Source organism: Mycolicibacterium austroafricanum, from assembly GCF_902705885.1.
Taxonomy (GTDB): Bacteria; Actinomycetota; Actinomycetes; order Mycobacteriales; family Mycobacteriaceae; genus Mycobacterium; species Mycobacterium vanbaalenii_A.
The window spans coordinates 388,028-409,480 of record NZ_CACSIP010000001.1 but is presented as its reverse complement, the minus strand read 5'-3'; the positions used below and the strand labels follow the sequence as shown (position 1 = coordinate 409,480).

Annotated in this window: 21 protein-coding genes, 1 tRNA gene and 1 pseudogene; 9 read left to right on the top strand and 14 right to left on the bottom strand. The window is 64.2% G+C overall.

Annotation, left to right across the window (positions count from 1 at the left end; translation table 11 throughout):
* Nucleotides 1–9: 9 nt before the first annotated feature.
* The 3 genes from BEMPMBAN_RS02070 (at nt 10) to BEMPMBAN_RS02060 (ending at nt 3,152) form a co-directional block, all read left to right on the top strand.
* Entirely contained in the window at nt 10–1,116 is a 1,107-nt protein-coding gene (locus BEMPMBAN_RS02070) for an NDMA-dependent alcohol dehydrogenase (RefSeq protein ID WP_067992199.1), read from the top strand.
* Between the two features lie 270 nt (nt 1,117–1,386).
* On the top strand, nt 1,387–2,487 hold the full coding sequence (locus BEMPMBAN_RS02065; RefSeq protein ID WP_067992202.1) for a BtrH N-terminal domain-containing protein: 1,101 nt from the start codon (nt 1,387–1,389) through the stop codon (nt 2,485–2,487).
* Complete coding sequence (locus BEMPMBAN_RS02060; RefSeq protein WP_043985051.1) at nt 2,484–3,152, top strand: transglutaminase-like domain-containing protein; 669 nt, start codon at nt 2,484–2,486, stop codon at nt 3,150–3,152. Before BEMPMBAN_RS02065 ends, BEMPMBAN_RS02060 begins: the two co-directional genes overlap by 4 nt.
* Nucleotides 3,153–3,376: 224 nt before the next feature.
* Here BEMPMBAN_RS02060 and BEMPMBAN_RS02055 read toward each other — a convergent pair whose 3' ends face one another.
* Nucleotides 3,377–3,610, bottom strand: a complete 234-nt coding sequence (locus tag BEMPMBAN_RS02055; RefSeq protein ID WP_162291742.1) for a hypothetical protein — start codon at nt 3,608–3,610, stop codon at nt 3,377–3,379.
* On the opposite strand from BEMPMBAN_RS02055, the gene BEMPMBAN_RS02050 reads away from it, so the two are divergent.
* Nucleotides 3,578–3,961 carry a PaaI family thioesterase gene (locus tag BEMPMBAN_RS02050; protein ID WP_078281697.1) on the top strand — a complete coding sequence of 128 codons (384 nt, stop codon included), beginning with the start codon at nt 3,578–3,580 and terminating at the stop codon, nt 3,959–3,961. The two genes, BEMPMBAN_RS02055 and BEMPMBAN_RS02050, sit on opposite strands and share 33 nt — an antisense overlap.
* 181 nt (nt 3,962–4,142) lie before the next feature.
* Nucleotides 4,143–5,192 carry an LLM class flavin-dependent oxidoreductase gene (locus BEMPMBAN_RS02045; protein ID WP_062655119.1) on the top strand — a complete coding sequence of 350 codons (1,050 nt, stop codon included), beginning with the start codon at nt 4,143–4,145 and terminating at the stop codon, nt 5,190–5,192.
* Between the two features lie 47 nt (nt 5,193–5,239).
* On the opposite strand, the gene BEMPMBAN_RS02040 is transcribed toward BEMPMBAN_RS02045, so the two are convergent.
* The 3 genes from BEMPMBAN_RS02040 to BEMPMBAN_RS02030 form a co-directional block, all read right to left on the bottom strand.
* Nucleotides 5,240–5,704, bottom strand: coding sequence for a DUF6188 family protein (locus tag BEMPMBAN_RS02040; RefSeq protein ID WP_062655118.1), 465 nt, complete (start codon nt 5,702–5,704; stop codon nt 5,240–5,242).
* Between the two features lie 75 nt (nt 5,705–5,779).
* On the bottom strand, nt 5,780–6,451 hold the full coding sequence (locus BEMPMBAN_RS02035; RefSeq protein ID WP_067992207.1) for a TetR/AcrR family transcriptional regulator: 672 nt from the start codon (nt 6,449–6,451) through the stop codon (nt 5,780–5,782).
* Nucleotides 6,448–6,906 (bottom strand): PaaI family thioesterase, encoded by a 459-nt coding sequence (locus tag BEMPMBAN_RS02030; RefSeq protein ID WP_218620378.1) that lies wholly within the window; start codon nt 6,904–6,906, stop codon nt 6,448–6,450. Before BEMPMBAN_RS02030 ends, BEMPMBAN_RS02035 begins: the two co-directional genes overlap by 4 nt.
* A 155-nt stretch (nt 6,907–7,061) precedes the next feature.
* Here BEMPMBAN_RS02030 and BEMPMBAN_RS02025 point away from each other — a divergent pair, with 155 nt between their 5' ends.
* Both BEMPMBAN_RS02025 and BEMPMBAN_RS02020 read left to right on the top strand, forming a co-directional pair.
* The gene (locus BEMPMBAN_RS02025; protein ID WP_067992211.1) at nt 7,062–7,748 is read left to right on the top strand and encodes a TetR/AcrR family transcriptional regulator; all 687 of its coding nucleotides are present in this window, start codon (nt 7,062–7,064) and stop codon (nt 7,746–7,748) included.
* Nucleotides 7,749–8,233: 485 nt separating this feature from the next.
* Nucleotides 8,234–9,031: a coiled-coil domain-containing protein gene (locus BEMPMBAN_RS02020; protein ID WP_067992214.1), complete on the top strand. Its 798-nt coding sequence runs from the start codon at nt 8,234–8,236 to the stop codon at nt 9,029–9,031.
* Between the two features lie 308 nt (nt 9,032–9,339).
* Here BEMPMBAN_RS02020 and BEMPMBAN_RS02015 read toward each other — a convergent pair whose 3' ends face one another.
* The 6 genes from BEMPMBAN_RS02015 to BEMPMBAN_RS01990 form a co-directional block, all read right to left on the bottom strand.
* Complete coding sequence (locus BEMPMBAN_RS02015) at nt 9,340–10,134, bottom strand: hypothetical protein (RefSeq protein WP_070953155.1); 795 nt, start codon at nt 10,132–10,134, stop codon at nt 9,340–9,342.
* Between the two features lie 83 nt (nt 10,135–10,217).
* Nucleotides 10,218–10,970 (bottom strand): helix-turn-helix domain-containing protein, encoded by a 753-nt coding sequence (locus tag BEMPMBAN_RS02010; RefSeq protein WP_043985060.1) that lies wholly within the window; start codon nt 10,968–10,970, stop codon nt 10,218–10,220.
* Nucleotides 10,967–11,803 carry a TIGR04255 family protein gene (locus BEMPMBAN_RS02005; RefSeq protein ID WP_070953156.1) on the bottom strand — a complete coding sequence of 279 codons (837 nt, stop codon included), beginning with the start codon at nt 11,801–11,803 and terminating at the stop codon, nt 10,967–10,969. Before BEMPMBAN_RS02005 ends, BEMPMBAN_RS02010 begins: the two co-directional genes overlap by 4 nt.
* Nucleotides 11,804–12,021: 218 nt before the next feature.
* Complete coding sequence (locus tag BEMPMBAN_RS02000; RefSeq protein ID WP_131822210.1) at nt 12,022–12,480, bottom strand: transposase; 459 nt, start codon at nt 12,478–12,480, stop codon at nt 12,022–12,024.
* 78 nt (nt 12,481–12,558) lie between these two features.
* A complete protein-coding gene (locus tag BEMPMBAN_RS01995) occupies nt 12,559–14,142 on the bottom strand; it encodes an AICE element replication initiation protein (protein ID WP_067992223.1) in 1,584 nt (527 codons plus the stop codon).
* Nucleotides 14,143–14,275: 133 nt separating this feature from the next.
* The gene (locus BEMPMBAN_RS01990; RefSeq protein WP_062657835.1) at nt 14,276–14,473 is read right to left on the bottom strand and encodes a helix-turn-helix transcriptional regulator; all 198 of its coding nucleotides are present in this window, start codon (nt 14,471–14,473) and stop codon (nt 14,276–14,278) included.
* Nucleotides 14,474–14,641: 168 nt separating this feature from the next.
* Here BEMPMBAN_RS01990 and BEMPMBAN_RS01985 point away from each other — a divergent pair, with 168 nt between their 5' ends.
* Nucleotides 14,642–15,811, top strand: a complete 1,170-nt coding sequence (locus BEMPMBAN_RS01985) for a tyrosine-type recombinase/integrase (RefSeq protein ID WP_067992226.1) — start codon at nt 14,642–14,644, stop codon at nt 15,809–15,811.
* A gap of 52 nt (nt 15,812–15,863) precedes the next feature.
* On the opposite strand, the gene BEMPMBAN_RS01980 is transcribed toward BEMPMBAN_RS01985, so the two are convergent.
* From BEMPMBAN_RS01980 to ponA2, 4 genes and pseudogenes are all read right to left on the bottom strand, one after another.
* Nucleotides 15,864–15,937 (bottom strand) — tRNA-Pro (locus BEMPMBAN_RS01980).
* Between the two features lie 248 nt (nt 15,938–16,185).
* Nucleotides 16,186–17,286 (bottom strand): annotated as a pseudogene (gene cds1 / locus BEMPMBAN_RS01975) (L-cysteine desulfhydrase Cds1); the annotation flags it as partial.
* Complete coding sequence (locus BEMPMBAN_RS01970; protein ID WP_159228726.1) at nt 17,283–18,257, bottom strand: metallophosphoesterase; 975 nt, start codon at nt 18,255–18,257, stop codon at nt 17,283–17,285. The pseudogene cds1 and the gene BEMPMBAN_RS01970, both read right to left, overlap by 4 nt.
* Before the next feature lie 65 nt (nt 18,258–18,322).
* Nucleotides 18,323–20,779 carry a transglycosylase/D,D-transpeptidase PonA2 gene (ponA2, locus tag BEMPMBAN_RS01965; RefSeq protein ID WP_159228725.1) on the bottom strand — a complete coding sequence of 819 codons (2,457 nt, stop codon included), beginning with the start codon at nt 20,777–20,779 and terminating at the stop codon, nt 18,323–18,325.
* 309 nt (nt 20,780–21,088) lie between these two features.
* Here ponA2 and BEMPMBAN_RS01960 point away from each other — a divergent pair, with 309 nt between their 5' ends.
* A complete protein-coding gene (locus BEMPMBAN_RS01960) occupies nt 21,089–21,445 on the top strand; it encodes a WhiB family transcriptional regulator (protein WP_159228724.1) in 357 nt (118 codons plus the stop codon).
* The last annotated feature ends 8 nt before the right edge of the window (nt 21,446–21,453 follow it).

The window sequence follows — 21,453 nt, the reverse complement described above, 5'->3', positions numbered from 1 at the left end:
AGGACACACATGAAAACACGCGCTGCCGTGCTCTGGGGCTTGGGAGAGAAGTGGGAGGTTGATGAGATCGAGCTGGATCCGCCCGGTGCGGATGAAGTGCTGGTCCGGTTGACCGCCAGCGGGTTGTGCCATTCAGACGAACACCTGGTGACCGGTGATCTGCCGTTTCCGCTGCCCGTCGTCGGTGGTCATGAAGGCGCCGGCACCGTGGTCGAGGTGGGTGCAGGTGTCGAGGACCTGGCCGAGGGCGATTCGGTCATCCTGACGTTCCTGCCGTCTTGCGGGCACTGCTCTTACTGCGCGCGCGGGATGGGAAACCTGTGCGACATGGGTGCGGCGATCATGATGGGACCCCAGATCGACGGCACCTACCGCTTCCATGCCCGCGGCGAGGATGTCGGCCAGATGTGCTTGCTGGGCACGTTCTCGGAATACACCGTGGTGCCGAAGGCCTCCTTGGTCAAGGTTGACCACGGGACACCGTTGGACAAGGCGGCCTTGATCGGTTGCGGTGTCACGACCGGTTACGGCTCGGCGGTACGCACCGGTGACGTGCGCGCCGGGGATACCGTGGTCGTGATCGGCGCCGGCGGCATCGGCATGAATGCGATCCAAGGCGCCCGCATCGCTGGCGCGTTGACCATCGTGGCTGTCGACCCAGTGGAGTTCAAGCGCGAACAAGCTGGCGGTTTCGGCGCGACGCATGCCGTTGCCACCATCGATGAGGCCTGGTCACTGATCAGCGACATCACCCGTGGCAAACTCGCCGACGTCTGCGTCTTGACCACCGACGTCGCCGAAGGGGCCTACACCGCTGAGGCGCTATCACTGGTCGGTAAACGCGGCCGTGTGGTCATTACCGCGATCGGACACCCCGAAGACACGTCGATGTCGGGCTCGCTGCTGGAATTAACGCTGTATGAAAAGCAGATCCGCGGTGCCCTCTACGGCTCGTCCAACGCCGCCCACGACATCCCGCGGCTCGTCGAACTCTACAACTCCGGACAACTCAAACTCGACGAGCTGATCACCCGTGAGTACACCCTCGATGAGATCAATGAGGGCTACGACGACATGCGGTCAGGCCGCAACATCCGAGGACTCATCCGATTCTGACAGAGCACCGAAAGCAGGGAAGCGCAAAACGGCACCAAGCGAGCTCAGTACAACGATGGCGATGCTGCGGGTCAGGGGCTCTCACCGTTGACGCTTTGATGCGGATAGCGATCGAAAGCAATGTTTCCCATAGTCATAGGCGGTCGAGCTGCGCGGGTGAGATTGGCTGCGGTCGACCAGTTCTGGCACCTACCGCCAGCCGCGACGCCTTGATGGAACGTAGCTTTCGATGAGTCTTAACAGTGCTATTGGACAAGAGAGGAAGCGGCGATGGCGAGGATTGAAATTCCCTATCCCCACAGGAGAGGAGGGCACTGTGGTTCCGGTGCGCTGCGTGACCTTACTGAATGGGCACAACTAGGATGGGGGACAGAAACACTCAGTGAAGGATTGGTCTTCACCCTCGGCGGAGCCTTGGACTTCTCGTACGTCCGCTCTACGCAATTGTTTCCCCAGATCTACCTGGTAGGACGAGGAAGCGACCTGGAAAAAGACTACCTCTCCCGAGTTGGTGCAAACTGCGTAGTGCGATCGACCGATGACGCAGACGTGGGATGGTCATTTGTTACCGACGAAGTCGACAAGGGCCGACCCGTCATGGTCTGGGCTGACATCGGCGAACTTCCTTACCTGCGCGTCCGATTGCACATGAGCCGTCACGACATCGTCATCACCGGATATGATGACGAACAAGGGGTTGCCTATGTGGTCGATAATGACCGCGAGACCACCCAAACGGTGGCTTATGACGACCTGCGCCGGGCGCGGTCCTCGGTAGGGTTCCCTACACCGACCCGGCACACCACATATCACGTCGACTGGCCGGAGCGAGTGCCCGACCTTGGGCCGATTGCCGCCACTGCATTAGCCGCGAGCGCAGCTTTCATGCGCGGCGGTGCCGTAGGTGCGCCGCTACTGCGCATCGAGGCAGCTGAAGTCGAGGCCTCCGGTTTGAAGGGTGTGCAGGAGTTCGCCGATGACGTACGGCATTGGCCAACGGTGTTTGATGACGACGCCCTGACCGCGGCATTGTTCGGGCTCGGGGCGTTCATCGAGAAAGCCGGAACCGGTGGCGGGCTCTTTCGTATGCTGCAAGCACAAGGTTGCCAGAATATCGCCGATCTCCTCGGGGACGCCGCCGCAGCCGAAGCGGCGGCCGCGGCCCGACACGCTTCCCAAGCGTGGTCTGAGCTTGCGGCCGCAGCCACCGATGCCGGCACATCGCTACGGAGTCGTAGTCTCGCTGCGGCCAAAATCGCCGCGACGATCCCGGACTCCGAAACACGCCTCGTCGAAGCCCTCGAAACGGCCAGTCGATCCGTTGGCACTGTCGATACCGGCCTCGAGGCTTATCTGAAAGGCTATCTGTGAGCGACACTTCAAACGAATCGAGTTTCCTGGAGACAACTGGGTTCCTCGATTGGCAGCACGACGATGTACAGCGCTTCACCGAGGACGCGGTCGGTGACGTTCGTGACCCTGTGCAGAAGGCGAGGTTGATCTTCACCGCTGTGCGGGACAGGATTTGGTACGATCCCTATAGCACCGACGACGATCCCGAGCATTATCGGGCGAGCTATGTAGCGACAGCGTCGAGGGCGTATTGCATACCGAAGGCGGTGCTGCTGACCGCGGCAGCTCGTGCGGCGGGCATTCCGGCCCGGCTCGGATTCGCGGACGTGCGCAACCATCTGCAGACCACCACATTGCGTGCCCGGATGGGAGGTACCGACGTGTTCGTCTACCACGGATATAGCGAATTACAACTCAACAACCGCTGGGTGAAGGCCACTCCGGCGTTCAATGCCGAGCTCTGCGCGCGATTCGGTGTACCTCCGATCGACTTCGACGGCCACACCGATGCGCTCCTCCATGCCTACGACGGTGGGGGAAGCCAACACATGGAGTACCTCAACGACCGCGGTTGGTACCACGATCTCCCCTTCACCGACATCGTTACAGAGTTGCATCACCGGTACGGCCCGCTCATGGCTGGCGCTGGAGCCCAGCGTGACGCCTTCTCCCAGGAGTTGTGAGGCGCTGCGGACTGTGTGCCAGTTCATTGTGACGCGATCTGGCCGGCTATGAATACACTGCAGTCCAAGGGATTACGGGCAGGACCAGATAGCCGACAGTGTCCTAATCGGAAGGTGTGTCGCAGCGATGATCTCGGCGGGCTAACGAGTCCTACATACATATCTACCGGCGATCAGCCCAGTCGACGCCGGCGCAATTCTTCAGTCGTGTGGTGAACCACGCGCTACGAGGGTCTATTTAGGAGGGTTTCGTCATCGAAGAGCAAGCGGAAGAAGATTCGGCCATCGCATGGTGGCATAGCTTTCAGGATCGTGCTGTCGCCGCCGACGGCGACTACCTTGATGCGCACCACCCGTGGTGCCTTGGTTGCGGCACAGACAATCCGCACGGTCATCGCCTGCGAGCGCGTCGGCATGGCGACGGGGTGGGTGCCAGGCATATCTTCGACGGCAGACATCGCGGCGCACCCGGTATCGCACATGGCGGCGCAGTCATGACCGTACTCGACGACATGGTGGGCATGTTGCTGTACGTCGTCGGTGAGATGGCCGTCACCCGCAGGTTCGATACCGAGTTCTACGCGCCGGTGTTGCTGGGGGTCCCCTACGAGGTCAGCGCGGAGCTGGTGTCCAAGACCGGCCGGAAACTCGAAGTCCGGACAGAATTGCGCGAGGAGACTACCGGTCAGCTAGTCGCGTCCGCCTCAGGGTTATTCGTCGTCGTCACGATGGCGCACTTCACTAGTTCCATACAGAAGGCGACTTCGACACCCTGCATTGTGCGGTCACCCAGGGAGGGAAGATGCTGAGCACCAGCCTTGGAGGTGGCGCACGGCTGGCCGCGCGCGTTCCACGTCTCTTACCCCGCTCGACGCAAACATCATCAACGCACTCATGTACCTGGTCGCCGAGGATCACCTCCACCAGACGGCGGCCACGGGTCAGCGCCGTCGTATTCGACGGCCCGCGCCCGCGCACAGGAGACCGGTCATGAGCACCTACGGCCTGTCGGTTCTCGGCGCGGATTTGAAGTCACTGGCCCAGACCGCACACGCCGCCGATGCGGCCGGGTTCGACGCCGTATGGGCCTCGGAGTTCTACTCCCGGTCGGGTTCGATCTCCATGGCCGCGATGGCCAACTGCACACAGAACTGCCGGATCGGTTCCTCCATTCTCTACGGCGTCGGCCGAAGCCCCCTGGTGCTGGCCACCGAGGCGCGTGATCTCGACGAACTCTCCAACGGACGGCTGGTGCTGGGCATCGGCAACGGCACCAAGCGGATGATGAGCGACTGGCACGGCGTGCCCGACACCTCCGCGCCCGCGCTGCGGATGGAAGAACTCGTGATGCTGCTGCGCCGGATATGGAACCTGCATGAAGGCCCGATCCATCACGAGGGTCGTTTTTACAGAATGAATCTCACGCCGACCGGCGACGTGGGACCCTCCAGCCGGCCGATCCCGATCGTCACCGCCGGTGTCCGGCCTCGGATGTGCGAGGCGGCCGGGCGGGTGGCCGACGGGCTGGCCGGACATCCCCTGTTCACCACCACCTACGTCGAGGAGATCGTCCGGCCCGCTATCGCCAGGGGTGCCGCGCACACCGGCCGCGACCCCAATGACGTGGAAATCATTTCCATGGTGATGTGCGCCATCCACGACGACGCCGAGGTCGCCAGGCGCGAACTGGCGCAGCAGATTGCGTTCTACTCCTCGGTCAAATCCTACGAGACGGTACTTGATGTGAACGGCTTCGCCAGCGAAGGCCGAACCATCCGGGAAGCATTCGCCCAGCGCGATTTCCCGGCGATGTTCGCCGCGGTGTCCGAGGAGATGATCGACACCATGGGCGTCGCGGGGACGGCACACGAGGTCCGTGAACAGCTGAGACGCTACGACGGCGTCCTCGACCACATCATGCTGTATTCACCATCGGTTGGCATCGCTCCCGAGCGCGTGCAGCAAAACCTCGACAGCATCATTCGGGAATGCTCGCCCGCCTCGATGTCGCCAGGGCAGTCCGGTCCACGTTCAATCTGATCCACGCATTGCCGCCGAAGTTGACCCGTCCCCGTCCGCGGTCGCATTTAGTGCGTCTGTCGCGCCGACCCCGCCGACGGTTGTGCGGCGTTGTTGAGGATGTTGGCGTCGTCGCTGTCGGGGAGGTCGTGGCGGACCACGCGTACCCGCCCCCGGGGTAGGCATGCCATGTAGCCGTGGCGCTTGCCGTACAACTCCCATGCCGTTTCCTCGGAATCGGGGTCGACGTCGATGCTGTGTCCACGCGAGAACCTCAGGTGTAGCCCTCCATCGTCGCCGGACCAGGCCTGAGTGCACACCGCGCCGGCGAGGTTCAACAACGGGCGTTCGTCAGTCGCGATCTTGAGTGGATCGATGCGTACCGCTTCTGCGGGATACGGGTCGACCGCAGGCAGTGTCAGCAGCAAGGGGCACGAGATGACAATCTCGTTGTAGTCGTCCAGGTCCAGGACCAGGCCGTCGCGCACGGAGACGCGTTGCACGACACAATTTTCGATCCATTGGGTATACATGGCACTCTCCTTCGCCGCGTCATCGAGCCTCGCCCTAAGGGTACTTCAGGTAGCGCTGCGATACTACTAGTATCGTTATGCGGTTTCCGCGGGTCGTGCGCGGCTGGTCACCACGCGCCGAGTGGCCAGGTCGATGCGTTCGCGAGTATCGGCGGCCGACGCTCGGTGGCCACAAAAGGCCACGAGGTTGGCCAGCCACACGTCGGAGATGATCGCGGCGATGTGTAAATCGGCTGGAGTCGGTTCGCCGCCCCTGAGCGTGCGGGCCAGCAGGGTCTGAATTTCGGCGGCGGCGCAGTCTAGTTCTGCGGCTGCCCGGGTGTCTGCAACGGCGAACGCTCGTGTCATGGCTGATGTCAGCCAGGGATCGCGCTGCCAGCGGTCATGTAGGTGTGTGGTGAGACGTTCGAGCCGTTCCAATGGCGTGCCGTCACCGCTAGCCCAGTCGTCAGCCGAGTCGAGTCGGCGAAACTCGCGCGATAGCGCCGCCACCAACAAGTTGGTCTTCGCCGGGAAGTGGCGGTAGAGCGTGCCGACGGCGATACCGGCCCGCTCGGCGACCGACCGCATCTGAACCGCCTCATAGCCACCTGACGTGGCCACGAGCAGGGCCGCGTCCAGAATCGCTTCCCGGCGCTGGGTGGATGAATGCGAGGCGGGCGCTACAGCGGTCCGCGTCCGGCCGCCGGCTGATTTTGCCTCCAGCGGTCGGGTTTTGCCATGGCTGCGAGAAAGGGGGAGCGTCATGGTCGCCCGTCGTCGAGGCCGCCGTGACGTGAGAACTGTTCGAGAAGGCCGCCAAAAGCACTGACGTCGCCGTGCGCAGCGAAGTGATCCTGGCTGACCGCGACAAATACCGCAGTGGCGGTGAAGCGGTTGGCCCCATCGGAATCAGTGCCCGTCGCCATGACGTGCAGAGCCCGTCCTTCGCGGCACCGGATGTGGGCGGTGATCCTGTGGGGTTGATGCAGAGGTACCGGCCGCAGATACTCCACTGTCAGGCTGCGAGTCACCGCTGGTGTGCCGGCGATCCACAATGTGAATCCCAAGACGTCATCGCACGCCGCCGCAACTGCTCCGCCATGGGCCAGCCCAGGAGCCCCGATGTGGCGCTCGTCGAAAATCACGTCGGAGTACACCGCGTCGCCGCGGCGGTGCACCACCAACTGCAGTCCGTGGGGATTGTCGGGGCCGCAACCCATGCACGTTGTCGTGTGCGAAGGTAACCGCTTCGGCAGCGACGCGCTTTCCGGCACAATCACGCTCCAATACTATCGGTTTCGCTTCGATACCGTTAGTACCACACTGCTAGACTGCCAGGACAGCATCGCGTGAAATCGACCGCCGAGGTGAATGAGTGAGCGACAGTCAGCCAGCGCCGGTCCCTGACGATGACGTGGACCCGCGGCGAATCCGGTCTCGAAATCGACTGCTGGATGCAGCCGCGACCCTTCTGAGCACTGGCGGCGTGGAAGCCGTCACGATCGATGCCGTCACCAAAGCGTCCAAAGTGGCCAGAACCACGCTTTACCGCCATTTCCAAAGTTCGTCGCACCTGCTCGCAGCCACGTTCGAACGCTTGCTTCCCCAGGTGGCGACTCCGGTACCGACCAGCGGCCCTCTGCGTGACCAGTTGATCGAATTGCTAAGCCGCCAAGCCGCTCTTTTCAACGACGCGCCACTGCATGTCACGACGCTGGCATGGCTGTCCCTTGGTCCCACCGGCCCGACGAACGAAGCCGATGATCGACACACATCCGGCGCGTTGCGGGCCCGAGTCGTCGACCAGTACCGGCAACCGTTCGACGCCATACTCTCTAGCCCGACGGCGCAAGCCGAGTTGGAGAACTTCGACCGAGAACTGGCGCTGTGCCAACTGGTCGGCCCACTGGCGTTTGCCCGGATGACCGGGATTCGCGGCATCACTCACGACGACTGCGAGAACCTCGTCGATGGCTTTCTCGCCGCCCACTGCAAGAGCGACGATGGCGAGACCAAGCGCGTGAAGGCCGCCAGTCTGCATGCAGGGCGACCGCTCGCATAGCCCTCTAGCGGCAACGAGTTTCACTGCGCCCAGTCTGGCTGGTCTTCGAACTTTCCTCTGCACTCCAGTCACGTCGGCGATGGCACCGGCGAAATGTTCGCCGTCACTCGCTAGGGGCCGTGCACGCAGATCGCAGGCATGCCCACGACGACTATGTCGGGCCAGGCGACGTGAACCGCCTCAGCGTTCGCAGTGCGGTTGCTCGCGTTGAGACCCCGTAGCACTTTCGTCAATGGCATTGCGGATCGATGCGTGTTTATCGTCCGACGAAAAGTGATCGTGCTGGCCCCAGAGTGCAAGAGGTGTGTCGGAATTGGAGGAACTGGCTGGCAGGGATGGCTTGGTGGCAAGCGGGGCGGGTTACTCGGCAGTGACGACAGCGGCCGGGGCGCGCCATCGGAAGTGACGCTGAGCGACGCGCGGAACTGAGACGAATGTGGCTGTGGTCGTGGACGAAACCTCGTGTTGCTTCGTAGGTTGTCGACATGACTGCTGTGTCGAAACTGGAGGCGCGTCGTCGCGCCGTCGAGGCGCAACGCCGAGCGAACGAAGTGCGAGCGCAGCAGGACCGTGCCAACGCCGATGACGCGACCGCCGTTCGGGCGTTGATCGGACGCCTGCAGGATGTGGACGAATGGCAGGCCCGTCGCGTCGCGCAGTCTCGCCAGCAAGCGGAGGCGGAGGCGCAGCGCAGGCGCAGCCGCTATTACGCGGAAGCCTGTGCATCGATCAAGGACATGCGGGAACGTGGCGCGACGTTGGCGGCTATCGCCGAGCTGGTCGGTGTTGATGTCAGAGAGATACGCGCGCTGCTGCGCAGCAAGGCGGCGAAAGCCGTTAAGAAGCAACCGGCTGCGCGCGCTGATGCATGGCGCGACGCTCGTGTGGACACGGAGTGGCCGCGGTGCGTGCGATGCGATGTGTTGATGATGGATCCTGAAGACAGGCCACGTCGCGGACGCTGCCGGCTCTACTGCTCGGACACGTGTCGGCGCGACTCATCTGCTGCACGCATGGCTGCCGAGCGCCACGGAACGCCGATCCGCGTCGTCGAGGTGCCGAGGGCCGGTTCCGCGACCGACCTCGCCCTGACGCCTGAAGATTCACCGGCTCCTGTCCCTGTCAGCGCGCTCGACGCCGCAGACATTGCCTCCCGGGACGAGCGGGCGCTGTGCACGCTGCTAGCGAGGCTCACGGAACGGGCACGGCACAAGGACCTCGACCGAGCGACTCTGACGGCGGCGCGTGATCTCGCCAAAGCTGTTTATCCGTATCGCGCCTGAACGGCTCAGCAACCGTATCGATCATCTGGTCGTCAACGCCCGTTGTGCCCGCGTGATGCGCGCTGCGTAACCTGGGTCACGTGGCAGATAACCCGCCAGGCAATCGATGTGCGTCCTGCGCAACATCGGCATCGGCGTTGCCGAGCGCCCTAGGGCGGATCCGTCGCCAGTGAGCGCAGTCGCTCGTAACCTGCCTTCTGACTCCGCGATCCGGCCGGGAGCGGACCGCGGCGTGCTTCGATAGGTACGTGGGGCCACCCTGTCCGAAATCAGCTGTGCGATTGGTGAGGCGGACACCCCGAGTGGGTCTATGCAAACCGTCCGCGCTCGAGAGTCGGCGCTTCGATGGGTACCGACGCGCGATAGAGTCGCACGGGGCATTTGTCGACCGTGAGGAAATGGATTGGTTCCCAAGTAATCCCGGCGGCGTTCAATGACTTCCGATGGGACTTCCATTCGTCGCGAAGCGGTTTCTTCTCCGACGGTCCGAAGCGGACGTCTGTCAGCACGAGTAGTCGCACACGCTTCGGATACAGTGTGGTCCCCTCGACGATCTCCAAACGAAGCTGTTCGACGTCATCGCACCAGTCCTGCGACTTCTTCGCCTTCGAAATGAGTTTGCGCAGAGCTTCGAATACCGGACCGGCAAGCGCATCGTGCACAGCAGGCCGGCCAAGTTTGCTGGCAAGGCGCTGTCCGAGAATGAGCTCGTCCTCAATCGAGGCGAACCCCACGACCGGTTCCTGCGCAGCGAGCAAACCCTTGCTGACCGGAACGATCGCGCGCAGGTCCACGGCCCAAACCGCTCCAGGAACCGGAGGCTCACTTAGCCAGACGTAGTCGGAGAGCTGATGGTCTTTGATCTGCTGGACCTTCTCCGTCGAAAAGACTGAGATGTCGCGTACCGGGCATGCCTGCACCAGCGGATGCCGCATCCCGGGACCGCCCGCAATGTCGCAGGTCTGTGACACCACCGCGGCATACCCGCTGTCACTCAATGGTGCTGACCGAGCACGCACCTCACCCAACGCTCCATCGGCAGCGGGTTCTCCGGTTACAGGGTCGTCTACCCACGCTGGGACGATCCATGCGCCGCGATCCATCGGGAGAAGATGCCCTTGCCGCCACCGCTCCAGAGCGAGAAGCGTGTGCGGGGGCCATCGCTCCGGCAGGAGTCGATCAATAGTCACCGGGCGAATCCGTCCTCGACGTTCTCGGTCACCACCGGACCACCGGTTCGAATGATCGGTGTCTCGACGTGTTCGGCGATCCCCTCGTATACCGAAGTGCCGATCTCTCGCCGAGGGAACGGCGTCCGATCCACAGCCAGGTCAACGAGGTCGTCGAACCGGCCGTCGAGTAGTGCGGAGGCTCGCTTCTTGTCGGCACGCAGCCACCTGTTCATCGGCTGGTCCAGTGTGCTGCGGAGGTCGTCGACGGCGTCCGCCAACTCCCACAGTCCACCCAAGCTGGCTACACGGGGCCGGCTGGCGGGGGGCTTTGCCGCCCACGAGTGGAACGTGCGCTTGTTGATGCCGGTGGCCTTGAACATCTCCTTCTGCGTTAGGCCCAGTTCGGCTCGGATTCGTTCGAAGGCATCAAGAACATCGACCGTCTCGTCGACCTGTTGCTCGTCGGACAGCACCGTATCGATGAATGTATACGGCATCGTCAACCACAGCGCCGAGCCCGGAAGGTTCATCTGCCCGTCGAGACTCTTGAAAACTTCGACGCGAACCTGATCCCATCCGCACGGGTCGAGGGCTCCAGAGAAATGCGCGACGACATCCCGCAACCCCGGCGATGAACTCATCTCCACGAACGTGCTGGACCAGAGTCCGTCCTCGCAAGGGGCCGGGTACAGGCCCTTTTGTGCTCGGGCCCAGGAAGGTGACCGGAGCACGCGGGAGCCGGTCGGCTGCTGCTCCATGATCGTCATTTCGCGCTCCCTTCTCGAAGCTCTTTCAGGTAGGTATCGGTAACCGACGCCTGAAAAAGTGACAACGAAGTGCGGTTCAGCCGCTCCGCTGAGATGACGACCTCTCGCACGTCGAACGTGAATGAGGAGTGGCGGAACACGTCCGTATCGAGTAGATACTGCACGCACTTGCCCGAATCATCGCGAACTGGTCCATGCCGCAGCAACGCGCCGTGATGATCATCAAGCCGGATCTCCACCTGCTGTTGAGCACCTCGAACACTGCCGCCGAACACTGGGTTAAGCACAGGGCCCAGAAGGGTGTCGTCGATCCGGCCACGCCAAGCCTCTGCAGAGTTGAACCCACTGTCATGGAAGCGGTCGACGTACCGCAGACCGATGCGGTGCACCAACGATGGCTTGACTAACCGTCCGAGAGATTCGACCAGAACGGTTAGCGGAGCCTTCATGCTGGTACGCCACCGCTCGTAGCGGTTGACCTGCATGATCAGGATGTCGGGCATGAGCGTGACGTGTGCTCCGTCCGCGGAAGCAATTTGCCACCCACTGGACTCCGCTGCCACCTGGGAAACGCCGTTGGCCCCGAAGTCGATCCTCATCTGCTGTTGGACGGTGGGTTGAATGCTCGGGAAGTCCACCCCCGTGTTCTCCACAAGGTCGTCCCGGAAAGCAGCGGCGACCTCCGGTGTGATCTCGTCGGTACGGGCGGTATACCGGATCTCGATCACTGCGACTTCGAGGGGAGCGTTTCCGAGCAGGGTCGGATCGGCCGAGGGCAGCCCCCCCAATGGAACGTCCTCAGCTGGGCGAAGTGTGTGTGGATCGATGGTCATACTGTCCTGTCCATAGAGATGCACCTTAGATGCACCTACCGACAAGTGTAGGCGCTATCGTCAGAGATGAGGAGCAGGAGAGGCAGCGGCCCCCGGTCCGGAAATAGCGAACGCGGCTTCAAGGGATCTATGCGCCGCTCGATCGCATCTCGTCTGTCGACACGGGAGTGCGAAAGGCCATTTCGAAGCGGATGGTGCCGCCGCAAAACGGAACCTACCTAAGGACGGCTTAGGCGCAGTGTGCTGCTCTGCCGCCGTTGGGCCGGCCCGCACGCCGTCAGAGAGCCATTTGCCCTTCCAACACCGTGGGCTGTCAACGCGGCGATCTCGGCAGGTAGGTCAGCCACGAAGCGGAGCTCCAGTTCGTCGATTGCGTCTCGTCGCGCCGCTTCGAGAAGCAGGGTCGCATCGTCACGATGGGGGAGAACTCCGTGATCGCGCGCATAGCGATCTGTGACGGTATCGATGAGATCGTCCAACGAGGTGGTGAGAAGAAGCGCATCGTCGCCGGCGTGGCGCTCTGCGAACTCCTCGCGGCGTTCGCTGGACCATGTTGCTGGATAAGAAAGATCTGACAGATACAGCTGCTTGATGGCCGCCTCCAACTGGCCTGACCACCCGTAGTCAGGCCAGTCGTGGATGACCGCCTGGACGATCGCGTCGAATTGCGTGCTCACGAAGACCACTCCTCCCGTTGAGGGACCTGGTCCAGATTCTGCCCGATGGTGCCGACGCCGCTAGCCCGACAAGCGCGGTCACGACGCCTCGACGTCTAGATCGTCGGCTGAATGACCCTTCGGGACAGTCTGGCGGTGCGCGGGCAGCTCTTGAACAGAGGACGACTGCTCCCGCGGAGCCGAAATGCGCGAGGGACGCGAGGATTGCGAGTGTTGTTTGGCCGACACATCTTTGTAGGGCGGGTAGACGGTCCACAACAGGACATTCCGATGATTTCGAGCGCCATCGTCTTCGATCGCCCAACCCAGACTCCGTAGCGCGGGTGCGTGCCGTCGTAGGACGGCCGTGACATCCCGCCCGTTCCGGGGCCACTCCTTCGGCCTGCGCCAGGTGTCGCCGGTTGGCGTGACTGTCGCCAGCAGGTCGCCTCCGGACTTTGCGACGAGCGGTTCCCGGATGTGCAGCCGTAGCTGTTCGATGAACGGGTCGGCGGACAGGCTGTCTTCGGAGAGTTGATTGGCGCGTGACAGGTAACGCCGGAAGCCATGGGTCGACAGAATCTCGTCAACGGCCGCCAGCGTGCGACTGAAGTCCGCCATCCGTGGCGACACGTCGACCGAAATGGTTTCCAGCCGTTGATGGACGACGGCGGCCAGATCGAGAAGCCCGCCCAAAATCCCTGGTAGAGCCGTGCGCCACTGTTGTCGCATCGTGGCTTCCGGTTGTCGCATGTGGCGATCAATGCGTCGCAGGTCGACAGTCGCCAGTCGCTCCGCGAGGTCGGGCCGCACTGCTCCGACGTCGATGCCGTTGATGATGACGCACCGCCGAAATTTGATGACTGCGAGATCGGAGTCTGTGTACAACGCCCGTTTGACGTTGCCGTCGCCGGTGGCGGCGCGGCACAGAGAATCCGACAACCACGGCGAGATAGTCGACAGGTTGTCCAAGGCAACGACCCACGAACCGGAGGCTGCAGTGACCCACGAGTCGGCGTCACGCGGTGCCTGCCGCAGGGGGACCGGTGACGGGTCGATGAGATCGACCAGCATGCGCGTGGTTGTGCTCTTGGCGCTGCCCTGCTCGGCGAACAGCGCCAAGATCGGGTGGGGGACGTCCGTCTGGACAAGAGCGGCAACGAGGGCAGCAAGGAGGACCGGTCGGTCTTCAAAGTCGACGTTGACGAAATCCCAGAGCTTCTCGACATTCCCGCCCTGAGCCGGCAGCGGCATCGCCCCGGTCAACTTGGTACGCAGAAAGCGCACAGGTGCCCGTTCGGTGAGCGTCCACCGGCCCTGTCGGATACGAATCGTCTGGACATCGGGCCGTCCGGTGTCGATGTAAATGGTGCCGTCATCGTCAGCGACGCGGAGGTTGAGGCGTTCGGGCGGCTTCGTGGCAGCCAAACCTTCGAGGATCAGGGTGGCGTCAGTCAGCGCCTGGCCGCCGGCGACCGCGCCGGTTTCGGCGAAGTACCGTGCGGCGAGGTCGGCGCGTAGACCGGCCTTGCCGGCGCGGAGCAGCATCACCAAGTGCGGGCGGTCGCGGTCAGCGCCGAACGGCTCGCCCTCTTCTGAGAGCCCGAGCAGGTAGCGTTCCTGTGCCATGCTGACCAAGCGTGCGGCTACCGACTTCTTGTCCGTCTCGGTGTTGTCGCTCATAGGATTTCCTGCATACGGTGCTTATGCAGGCTGCGTTGACGAGCTATTCTCATGTGGAACTTCCGTGTCGGATGATCAGGTGGTTCGAACAAAGACCTCGGCTAGGCCCCGGGGTCTTTTTCGTGGGTGCGGTTCACGCGGCGTCTCCGCCTCCGCGCCGGGTTGCGCTTTCTTGCTCCGAGATCCATCGCAGCACTTCGTCGCGCCGGTAGACGACTCGGCGGCCCAAGGTGAAACTGGCCGGTCCGATGTCGCAGTGGCGCCAGTAGCGGAGAGTTCCAACGGGAATGCCGATGATGTCTGAAACCTGTTTGGCACTCAGTAGATCCATGTAGCTGCTCCTCAATAGTGGGTTCTGTCAACGAATCCAACGGTGGTGGTGGCGCCCTGCATTTGTCCACCAGTACCCTCAACTTCGCCTATAAATTGGCTCCAGTCGAACGATTTCGTCGGCTGTCGGTGGTCGGTGGGAATCTGGCACCCAACGGAGGTGGCTCACATGCAGCGACGAAACCGCCGCGCCGGCGTCGAGGACAGGTGGCGTCGATCGGACGGGACCCCTGCCGCGCGCAATGGCAAAGGGCGCCGATGGTTGGCCCGGTATGTCGATGATCAAGGCGGTGAGAACACCCGTTCGTTCGACCGCAAGGTGGACGCTCAGGCCTTTCTCAACGAGATCACAGCCGCGCAGACGATAGGAACCTATGTCGCGCCAAAAGCCGGGCGCATTACCGTCCGTGAATTGCACGCCAAGTGGCTTGGTACCCAGGGCCATTTGAAGGAGACGACGGTTGCGACACGCGCGTTCGCATGGTCGGGCTACGTCGAAGGCCGGTGGGCCGCGGTCGCAGTAGCCGACGTGCAATCGTCGGATATCAGGGCGTGGGTGCAGCAATTGGCGGCGGGTGGAGCCAAACCGGCCACCATCGAGAATGCGCTTAGCGTCCTGAGACAGATTCTGGAGATGGCCGTCGACGATCGACGGATCCCCCGCAATCCGTGTATGGGAGTGAAGTCGCCGCGACGACAGCACCGAGCACGGGGCTACCTGACGCACCGGCAGGTGGAACTTCTGGCCCGCGAGGTCGGCGAGTACGCCATCGTTGTTCGATTTCTGGCCTACACCGGGTTGCGCTGGGGCGAGATGGCAGCGCTGCGGGTGGAGTCATTCGACATGCTGCGTCGCAGGGTGAATATCCGTGAGGCGGTCGCCGAGGTGAAGGGACGTGTGGTGTGGTCGTCGCCGAAATCCCACGAACGTCGCTCGGTGCCGTTCCCGGCGTTCCTGGCCGAGCCGCTGGCCGTGCTCATGATGGGTAAGCGGCGTGAGGACTTGGTGTTCACATCGCCAGGAGGAGCACTGCTGCGAGTGTCGACGTGGCGGCCGCGGGTCTTCAACGTGGCCGTCCAACGTCTCCAGGCAGCAGACCCGGCGTACCCCACCGTGACACCGCACGACCTTCGCCACACGGCGGCGTCGCTGTCGATCAGCGCGGGGGCCAACGTCAAGGCCGTCCAGACGATGCTCGGGCACGCGTCCGCAGTCCTGACCCTGGACACCTATGCAGACTTGTTCCCGGACGACCTGGAGCAGGTTTCGGTTGCACTAGATGCGGCGCGGATGCGGTCTTTGGAATCCACTGCGGACCAGCTGCGGACTGGGAAGTAAGAAGGCCCCGACCAGAATTCCCGGTCAGGGCCTCTACCTGCGAACACACCAGTCGGGGTGGCGGGATTCGAACCCACGACCTCTTCGTCCCGAACGAAGCACGCTACCAAGCTGCGCCACACCCCGCGTGAAGCCACGACAGCGTATCGCACTGGCCAGGGTTCAAGCCAAACGCCTATCGCCGGTGCGACACGCCGAGGGATGGATCTGGGTTGTCGGTGGCGTTATGCACACTGAAAGACAGATCCGAACGAAACGAGGCGTGCGATGACGGGGTTAGGCGCATCGATCTACCTGGGCTTCTTCGCGTTTGCAGCACTGTGGCTGTTCCTGACGTCCGACGGGCCGCTGTCACGCGGCGCCGATGACCGCGGCCAGCGTCCCGATCGTTCGAACTCGGCCAGCACATCGGCCGACGCGGACGGGTCGAGCCCCTGGCTGGTCAGCCACTCGTCGCAGAAGTAGGTGTCGGCATACCGGTCCCCGCTGTCGGCGAGAAGCGTGACCACCGAGCCGCTGCGGCCCTCGGCCGCCATCTCGGCCAACAGTTCGAAAGCGCCCCAGATGTTGGTTCCCGTCGACGGGCCGACACGACGGCCGAGCACCCGGCTGACGTGATGGGCGGCCGCGACCGACGCGGCGTCGGGCACCGACAGCATCCGGTCCACGACATGCGGGAGGAACGACGGCTCGACGCGCGGTCGGCCGATGCCTTCGATGCGAGACGACACCCCGGTGACGACGTCGGCGCCGCCGCTCGCGTACGACGGGAAGAACGCGGAATTCTCGGGGTCCACGACACACAACCGGGTGTCATGGCAGCGGTACCGGATGTAGCGACCGATCGTGGCGCTCGTCCCCCCGGTGCCCGCGCCCACCACGATCCACTCCGGCACCGGATGGGTCTCCTCGCCCAATTGCTCGAAGATGGACTCGGCGATGTTGTTGTTGCCGCGCCAGTCGGTGGCCCGCTCGGCGTTGGTGAACTGGTCGAGATAGTGACCGCCGGTCTCGGCGGCCAGACGCTGCGCCTCGGCGTACATCTGTGTCGACTCGGTGACGAAATGACAACGGCCACCTTGAGATTCGATCAGCGCAATCTTCGTCGCACTCGTCGACGCTGGCATCACCGCGATGAACGGCAACCCCAGCAGCGCCGCGAAGTACGCTTCTGAGACCGCCGTGGAGCCCGACGAGGCTTCGATGACGGTGGTGTTCTCGTCGATCCAGCCGTTGCACAGCCCGTAGAGGAACAGCGACCGCGCCAGCCGGTGCTTGAGGCTGCCGGTGATGTGGGTGGTCTCGTCCTTGAGATAGAGCGAGACGTCGACATTCTTGGTCCAGCTCGACGGCAGTGGGTAGCGCAGCAGATGAGTGTCGGCACTACGCCGGGTGTCGGCCCCGATCAACCGGACCGCGCTGTCCACCCAGGAACGTGACTGGCTGCAGCGGGCGGATAGGGCCGACGCGCTCACCGCGCCGCGACGGTCGGATGCGACTGTCCTGCCTGGGACCGGGCGTCCGAGCCTCCGGTGGGGGTCGCTACCAGCGTCAGCAGTGTCGCCTCGGGGCGGCAGCAGAACCGCAGCGGGGCGAACGGCGAGGTACCGATACCCGCCGACACATGCAACTGGGTGTGCGCGCCCCATCGTGACGGACCCTTGGCCCGCGACCGGTCGAGCTCACAGTTGGTGACGATCGCGCCGTAGAACGGCACGCACAGCTGGCCGCCGTGGGTGTGGCCGGCCATCACCAGCTGGTAGCCGTCGGCGGCGAAGCGGTCCAGCACCCGTGGTTCGGGGGAGTGGGTCAGGCCCAACGTCAGGTTCGCGGTGGCGTTCGCCGGCCCGGCGATGGTGGCGTACCGATCCCGGGACAGGTGCGGGTCGTCGACACCGGCGGCGGCGATGTACAGACCCGCGACCTCGAACTCGCGCCGGGTGTGTGTCATGTCGAGCCAGCCGCGCTCGGTGAACGCGGCGCGCAGGTCCTGCCACGGCAGCGGCTCGCCGTGAATCCGGTGGCTGGGGTTGGTCAGGTAGTTCGCCGGGTTCTTCAGCTTCGGGGCGAAGTAGTCGTTGCTGCCGAAGACGAAGACGCCGGGCACCGACAGCAGGTCGCCGAGGGCCTGCACCACCGCCGGAACCGCCTTCGGGTGGGAGAGATTGTCTCCGGTGTTGACGACGAAGTCCGGATCCCAGCCGGCGAGCTCCCGCAGCCACGCCTGTTTGCGTCGCTGACTCGGCCGCATGTGGATGTCGCTGATGTGCAGGACCTTCAGCGGCGACGAACCCGGTGAGAGCACCGGCATCGTCGCCTCACGGACGACGAATGCGTTGCGCTCGATCAACGAGGCGTATCCGATACCTGCCGCGAGGGTGCCGATGGAGGCGGCGGCGGTGGTCTTGAGGATGGACCCGGGTGAGCCAGAGGGCACGGCAGCCATACCTGCAGCCTACTGCCACCGGCCGGACGGCACCCACTGTCGTCCGGCCGTCGGCATCACACGCGTTACCCCGGCGGCGGTGGCGGAGGCGGCGGCGGACCCAGCACGGGCACCGTGATGGGCGGCAGGCCCGGTATCTCGATGACCGTCTGCCCGACCGGGGGTGGCGGGCCGCCGGGTGGCGGTGCACCGGGCGGCGGCGGCGGTGGTGCCGGGGCGACGCCGTTGGAGGTCTGGATCGTCACGATCGACCCGGGAACCGTCTGCCCACTCGGGGACGTGCCGACGACCGAGCCGTACGGTGCGGTGCTGTTCACTGGCGTCGATTGATCGGCCACCTGGAAACCGGCCTCACGCAGCCGCTGACGTGCGGTGCTCTGGTTCATCCCGGCGACGCTGGGCACCCGCGAGCCGGGTGCGCCGTCGACGTAGCGGGGATCGGTCGGAGGCAGCGTGACCTCGCCGAAGTTGGTCGCGATCGGCAACATGGCGGTGAACCACGTCCGGGCCGGCTCGTTGCCGCCGAACAGGTTGCCGCTGCCGCACTGACGCAACGGATACGAGCACAGCTCGCTCGGATTGGTGGAGTCGTCGTAGATGTAGCTGGCCCCGGCGAGCTGGTTGGTGAAGCCGAGGAATGCCGACGACCTGTTGGCTTCGGTGGTGCCGGTCTTGCCCGACACCGGCAGGGTCCAACCGGCCGAACCCGCGGCGCCGGCCGCGGTGCCCGCGCCGGTGTCGTCCTTGCTCATCGCGACCGCCAGCGTGTTGGACAACCCTTCCGGGACCGCCTGCTCGCAGGTCTCGGTGGTCACCGAGACCTCCTCGCCGTTGCGGTCGACGACCTGCTCGATCGGGTTCGGTGGGCACCACATGCCACCGGAGGCGAGCGTCGCCGCGACGTTGGACAGCTCCAGCGCGTCCACCTCGATCGGCCCCAGCGTGAACGAACCCAGGTTCTGCCGCTTGACGAAGTCGGCGAGGCTTTCGTTGCTGTCCGGGTCGTAGTCGCGTGCGGTCCCGGGCAGGGCGTAGGACCGCAGCCCCAGCCGCACCGCCATGTCGACGGTGCGCTGCACCCCGACCTGCGCGATCAGCTTGGCGAAGGCGGTGTTCGGGGACGTCGCGAGCGCGTCGGTGACGTTCATCGACCCGCGGTAGTTACCGGCGTTCTGCACGCACCATGTCGCCGGCGGGCACCCGCGCGCCCCGCCGCTGCCCAACCCCTTGGCCTCGAACCGTGACGGGGCGTCCAGCTGAGCGTTGATGCCCATCCCCATCTCCAGAGCGGCCGCCGTGGTGAAGACCTTGAACACCGATCCGGCGCCGTTACCGGCCAGCGAGAACGGCTGCGGCTGCATCGTCTCGCCGGCGTCGAGGTTCAGGCCGTAGGTGCGGTTGCTGGCCATCGCGAGCACCGGATGCGACTCCTTGCCCGGACGGATCACGCTCATCACGCTGGCGACACCGTCGAGATCGGGGCTGGCGAACTCGTTGATCGCGGACTTCACCGAGGCCTGCACGGCGGGGTCCAGCGTCGTCCTGATCAGATAGCCGCCCTTGGCGACCTGATCCTTGCTGATGCCGGCGCGCGCCAGATAGTCCAGTGCATAGTCACAGAAGAACGCACGGTCTCCGGCGGCGATGCAGCCCCGGGGCAGTTCCTGGGGCTGCGGGAGGATGCCCAGCGGCTGCTGGCTGGCTTCCCGCAGCTCGTCGGCGTATTCGGGCAGATTCTCGATCATGGTGTCCAGCACCACGTTGCGACGCGCCAGCGCGCCGTCGGGGTTGGTGTAGGGATTGAGTGTGCTCGTCGACTGCACCATGCCGGCCAACAGCGCGGCCTGCTGCCAGTTCAGCTCGGAGGCGTCGATGCCGAAGTAGGTCTGCGCCGCGTCCTGCACCCCGAACGCGCCGTTGCCGAAGGACACCAGGTTGAGGTAGCGGGTCAGGATCTCCGGCTTGGTGAACGTCTTGTCCAGCGTGAGCGCCATCCGGATCTCGCGCAGCTTGCGCGCCGGGGTGGTCTCGATCGCCGCGCGCTTCTCGGCGTCGGTCTGCGCGACCACCAACAGCTGGTAGTTCTTGACGTACTGCTGCTCGATCGTGGAGCCGCCGCGGGTGTCGAGATTGCCCGACAGATACCCGGAAAGCCCCGTCAGGGTGCCCTGCCAGTCGACGCCGTTGTGATCGGCGAATCGCTTGTCCTCGATCGAGACGATGGCCAGCTTCATCGCGTTGGCGATCTCATCGCTGGACACCTCGAAACGTCGCTGGCTGTACAGCCACGCGATGACATTGCCCTCGGCGTCGACCATCGTCGACACCTGGGGTACCTCACCCTCGACGAGCTGGGCCGAGCCGTTGGCGACGACGTCGGAGGCGCGGTTGGACATCAGCCCGAACCCGCCGACGGCCGGAAACATCAGCGCGGCGGCAACCACGCTGGCCAGCAGGCAGCACCAGGCGAGCTTGATGATCGTGACCGCAACCGGCGGTCGAGTCGGGCGGTCCTCCGGCATGGGTTACAGAGTAGCGACGAATCCGGACCCGGAATTCACGAGCAGCCGAGAAGAACGCCGAGAAGAATCGAGGCCGGTCGATGTCGAAAGCCGAGGTCCGGCACTGTACCGGGCTGACGGCACGGTCGTCCCAAAAAAGTGGTCACGAACGTATTGCGCAGAACGCCCCTGACCACCTAAGTTGAGCAGACAGTGCGATGCAGGTCACACCTGACACTCGCGGTGTGGCGCAGATCGCACTTGCGATCGACGCCGGTTTAGGAATTCGTCTGCGTTGTCGGGGCGCGGCCAGAACGAAGGGGATCTCAGGTGTTAGGTACCAAGCCCGCCGCTCGCAAGGCCACCGTAAATCCGACCGGCCAGTCTATTGTGCATGGCGCAGAGGCCGAAGCCCGTATTGCGTGGGTTTCGCAGGCCCGGTGTCGCCAGGCCGACCCGGACGAACTGTTCGTCCGCGGCGCTGCACAGCGAAAAGCCGCCGTGATCTGTCGGCACTGCCCCGTCATCGCCGAATGCGGCGCCGACGCCCTCGATAACCGCGTGGAGTTCGGGGTGTGGGGCGGCATGACCGAGCGTCAGCGTCGCGCGCTGCTCAAGCAGCACCCCGAAGTGGTCTCCTGGGCCGAGTTCTTTGCTGCGCAGCGCAAGCACCGCAGCGCGGGCTGATCCGCCCC

Bases quoted from the DNA above. Each gene is read 5' to 3' on its own strand.
- BEMPMBAN_RS02070 (WP_067992199.1), top strand. From the start codon at position 10: ATGAAAACACGCGCTGCCGTGCTCTGGGGCTTGGGAGAGAAGTGGGAG.
- BEMPMBAN_RS02065 (WP_067992202.1), top strand. From the start codon at position 1,387: ATGGCGAGGATTGAAATTCCCTATCCCCACAGGAGAGGAGGGCACTGT.
- BEMPMBAN_RS02055 (WP_162291742.1), bottom strand. From the start codon at position 3,610: ATGTCTGCCGTCGAAGATATGCCTGGCACCCACCCCGTCGCCATGCCG.
- BEMPMBAN_RS02045 (WP_062655119.1), top strand. From the start codon at position 4,143: ATGAGCACCTACGGCCTGTCGGTTCTCGGCGCGGATTTGAAGTCACTG.
- BEMPMBAN_RS02040 (WP_062655118.1), bottom strand. From the start codon at position 5,704: ATGTATACCCAATGGATCGAAAATTGTGTCGTGCAACGCGTCTCCGTG.
- BEMPMBAN_RS02035 (WP_067992207.1), bottom strand. From the start codon at position 6,451: ATGACGCTCCCCCTTTCTCGCAGCCATGGCAAAACCCGACCGCTGGAG.
- BEMPMBAN_RS02030 (WP_218620378.1), bottom strand. From the start codon at position 6,906: ATGGGTTGCGGCCCCGACAATCCCCACGGACTGCAGTTGGTGGTGCAC.
- BEMPMBAN_RS02020 (WP_067992214.1), top strand. From the start codon at position 8,234: ATGACTGCTGTGTCGAAACTGGAGGCGCGTCGTCGCGCCGTCGAGGCG.
- BEMPMBAN_RS02015 (WP_070953155.1), bottom strand. From the start codon at position 10,134: ATGGATCGCGGCGCATGGATCGTCCCAGCGTGGGTAGACGACCCTGTA.
- BEMPMBAN_RS02010 (WP_043985060.1), bottom strand. From the start codon at position 10,970: ATGACGATCATGGAGCAGCAGCCGACCGGCTCCCGCGTGCTCCGGTCA.
- BEMPMBAN_RS02005 (WP_070953156.1), bottom strand. From the start codon at position 11,803: ATGACCATCGATCCACACACACTTCGCCCAGCTGAGGACGTTCCATTG.
- BEMPMBAN_RS01995 (WP_067992223.1), bottom strand. From the start codon at position 14,142: ATGAGCGACAACACCGAGACGGACAAGAAGTCGGTAGCCGCACGCTTG.
- BEMPMBAN_RS01990 (WP_062657835.1), bottom strand. From the start codon at position 14,473: ATGGATCTACTGAGTGCCAAACAGGTTTCAGACATCATCGGCATTCCC.
- BEMPMBAN_RS01985 (WP_067992226.1), top strand. From the start codon at position 14,642: ATGCAGCGACGAAACCGCCGCGCCGGCGTCGAGGACAGGTGGCGTCGA.
- BEMPMBAN_RS01970 (WP_159228726.1), bottom strand. From the start codon at position 18,257: ATGGCTGCCGTGCCCTCTGGCTCACCCGGGTCCATCCTCAAGACCACC.
- ponA2 (WP_159228725.1), bottom strand. From the start codon at position 20,779: ATGCCGGAGGACCGCCCGACTCGACCGCCGGTTGCGGTCACGATCATC.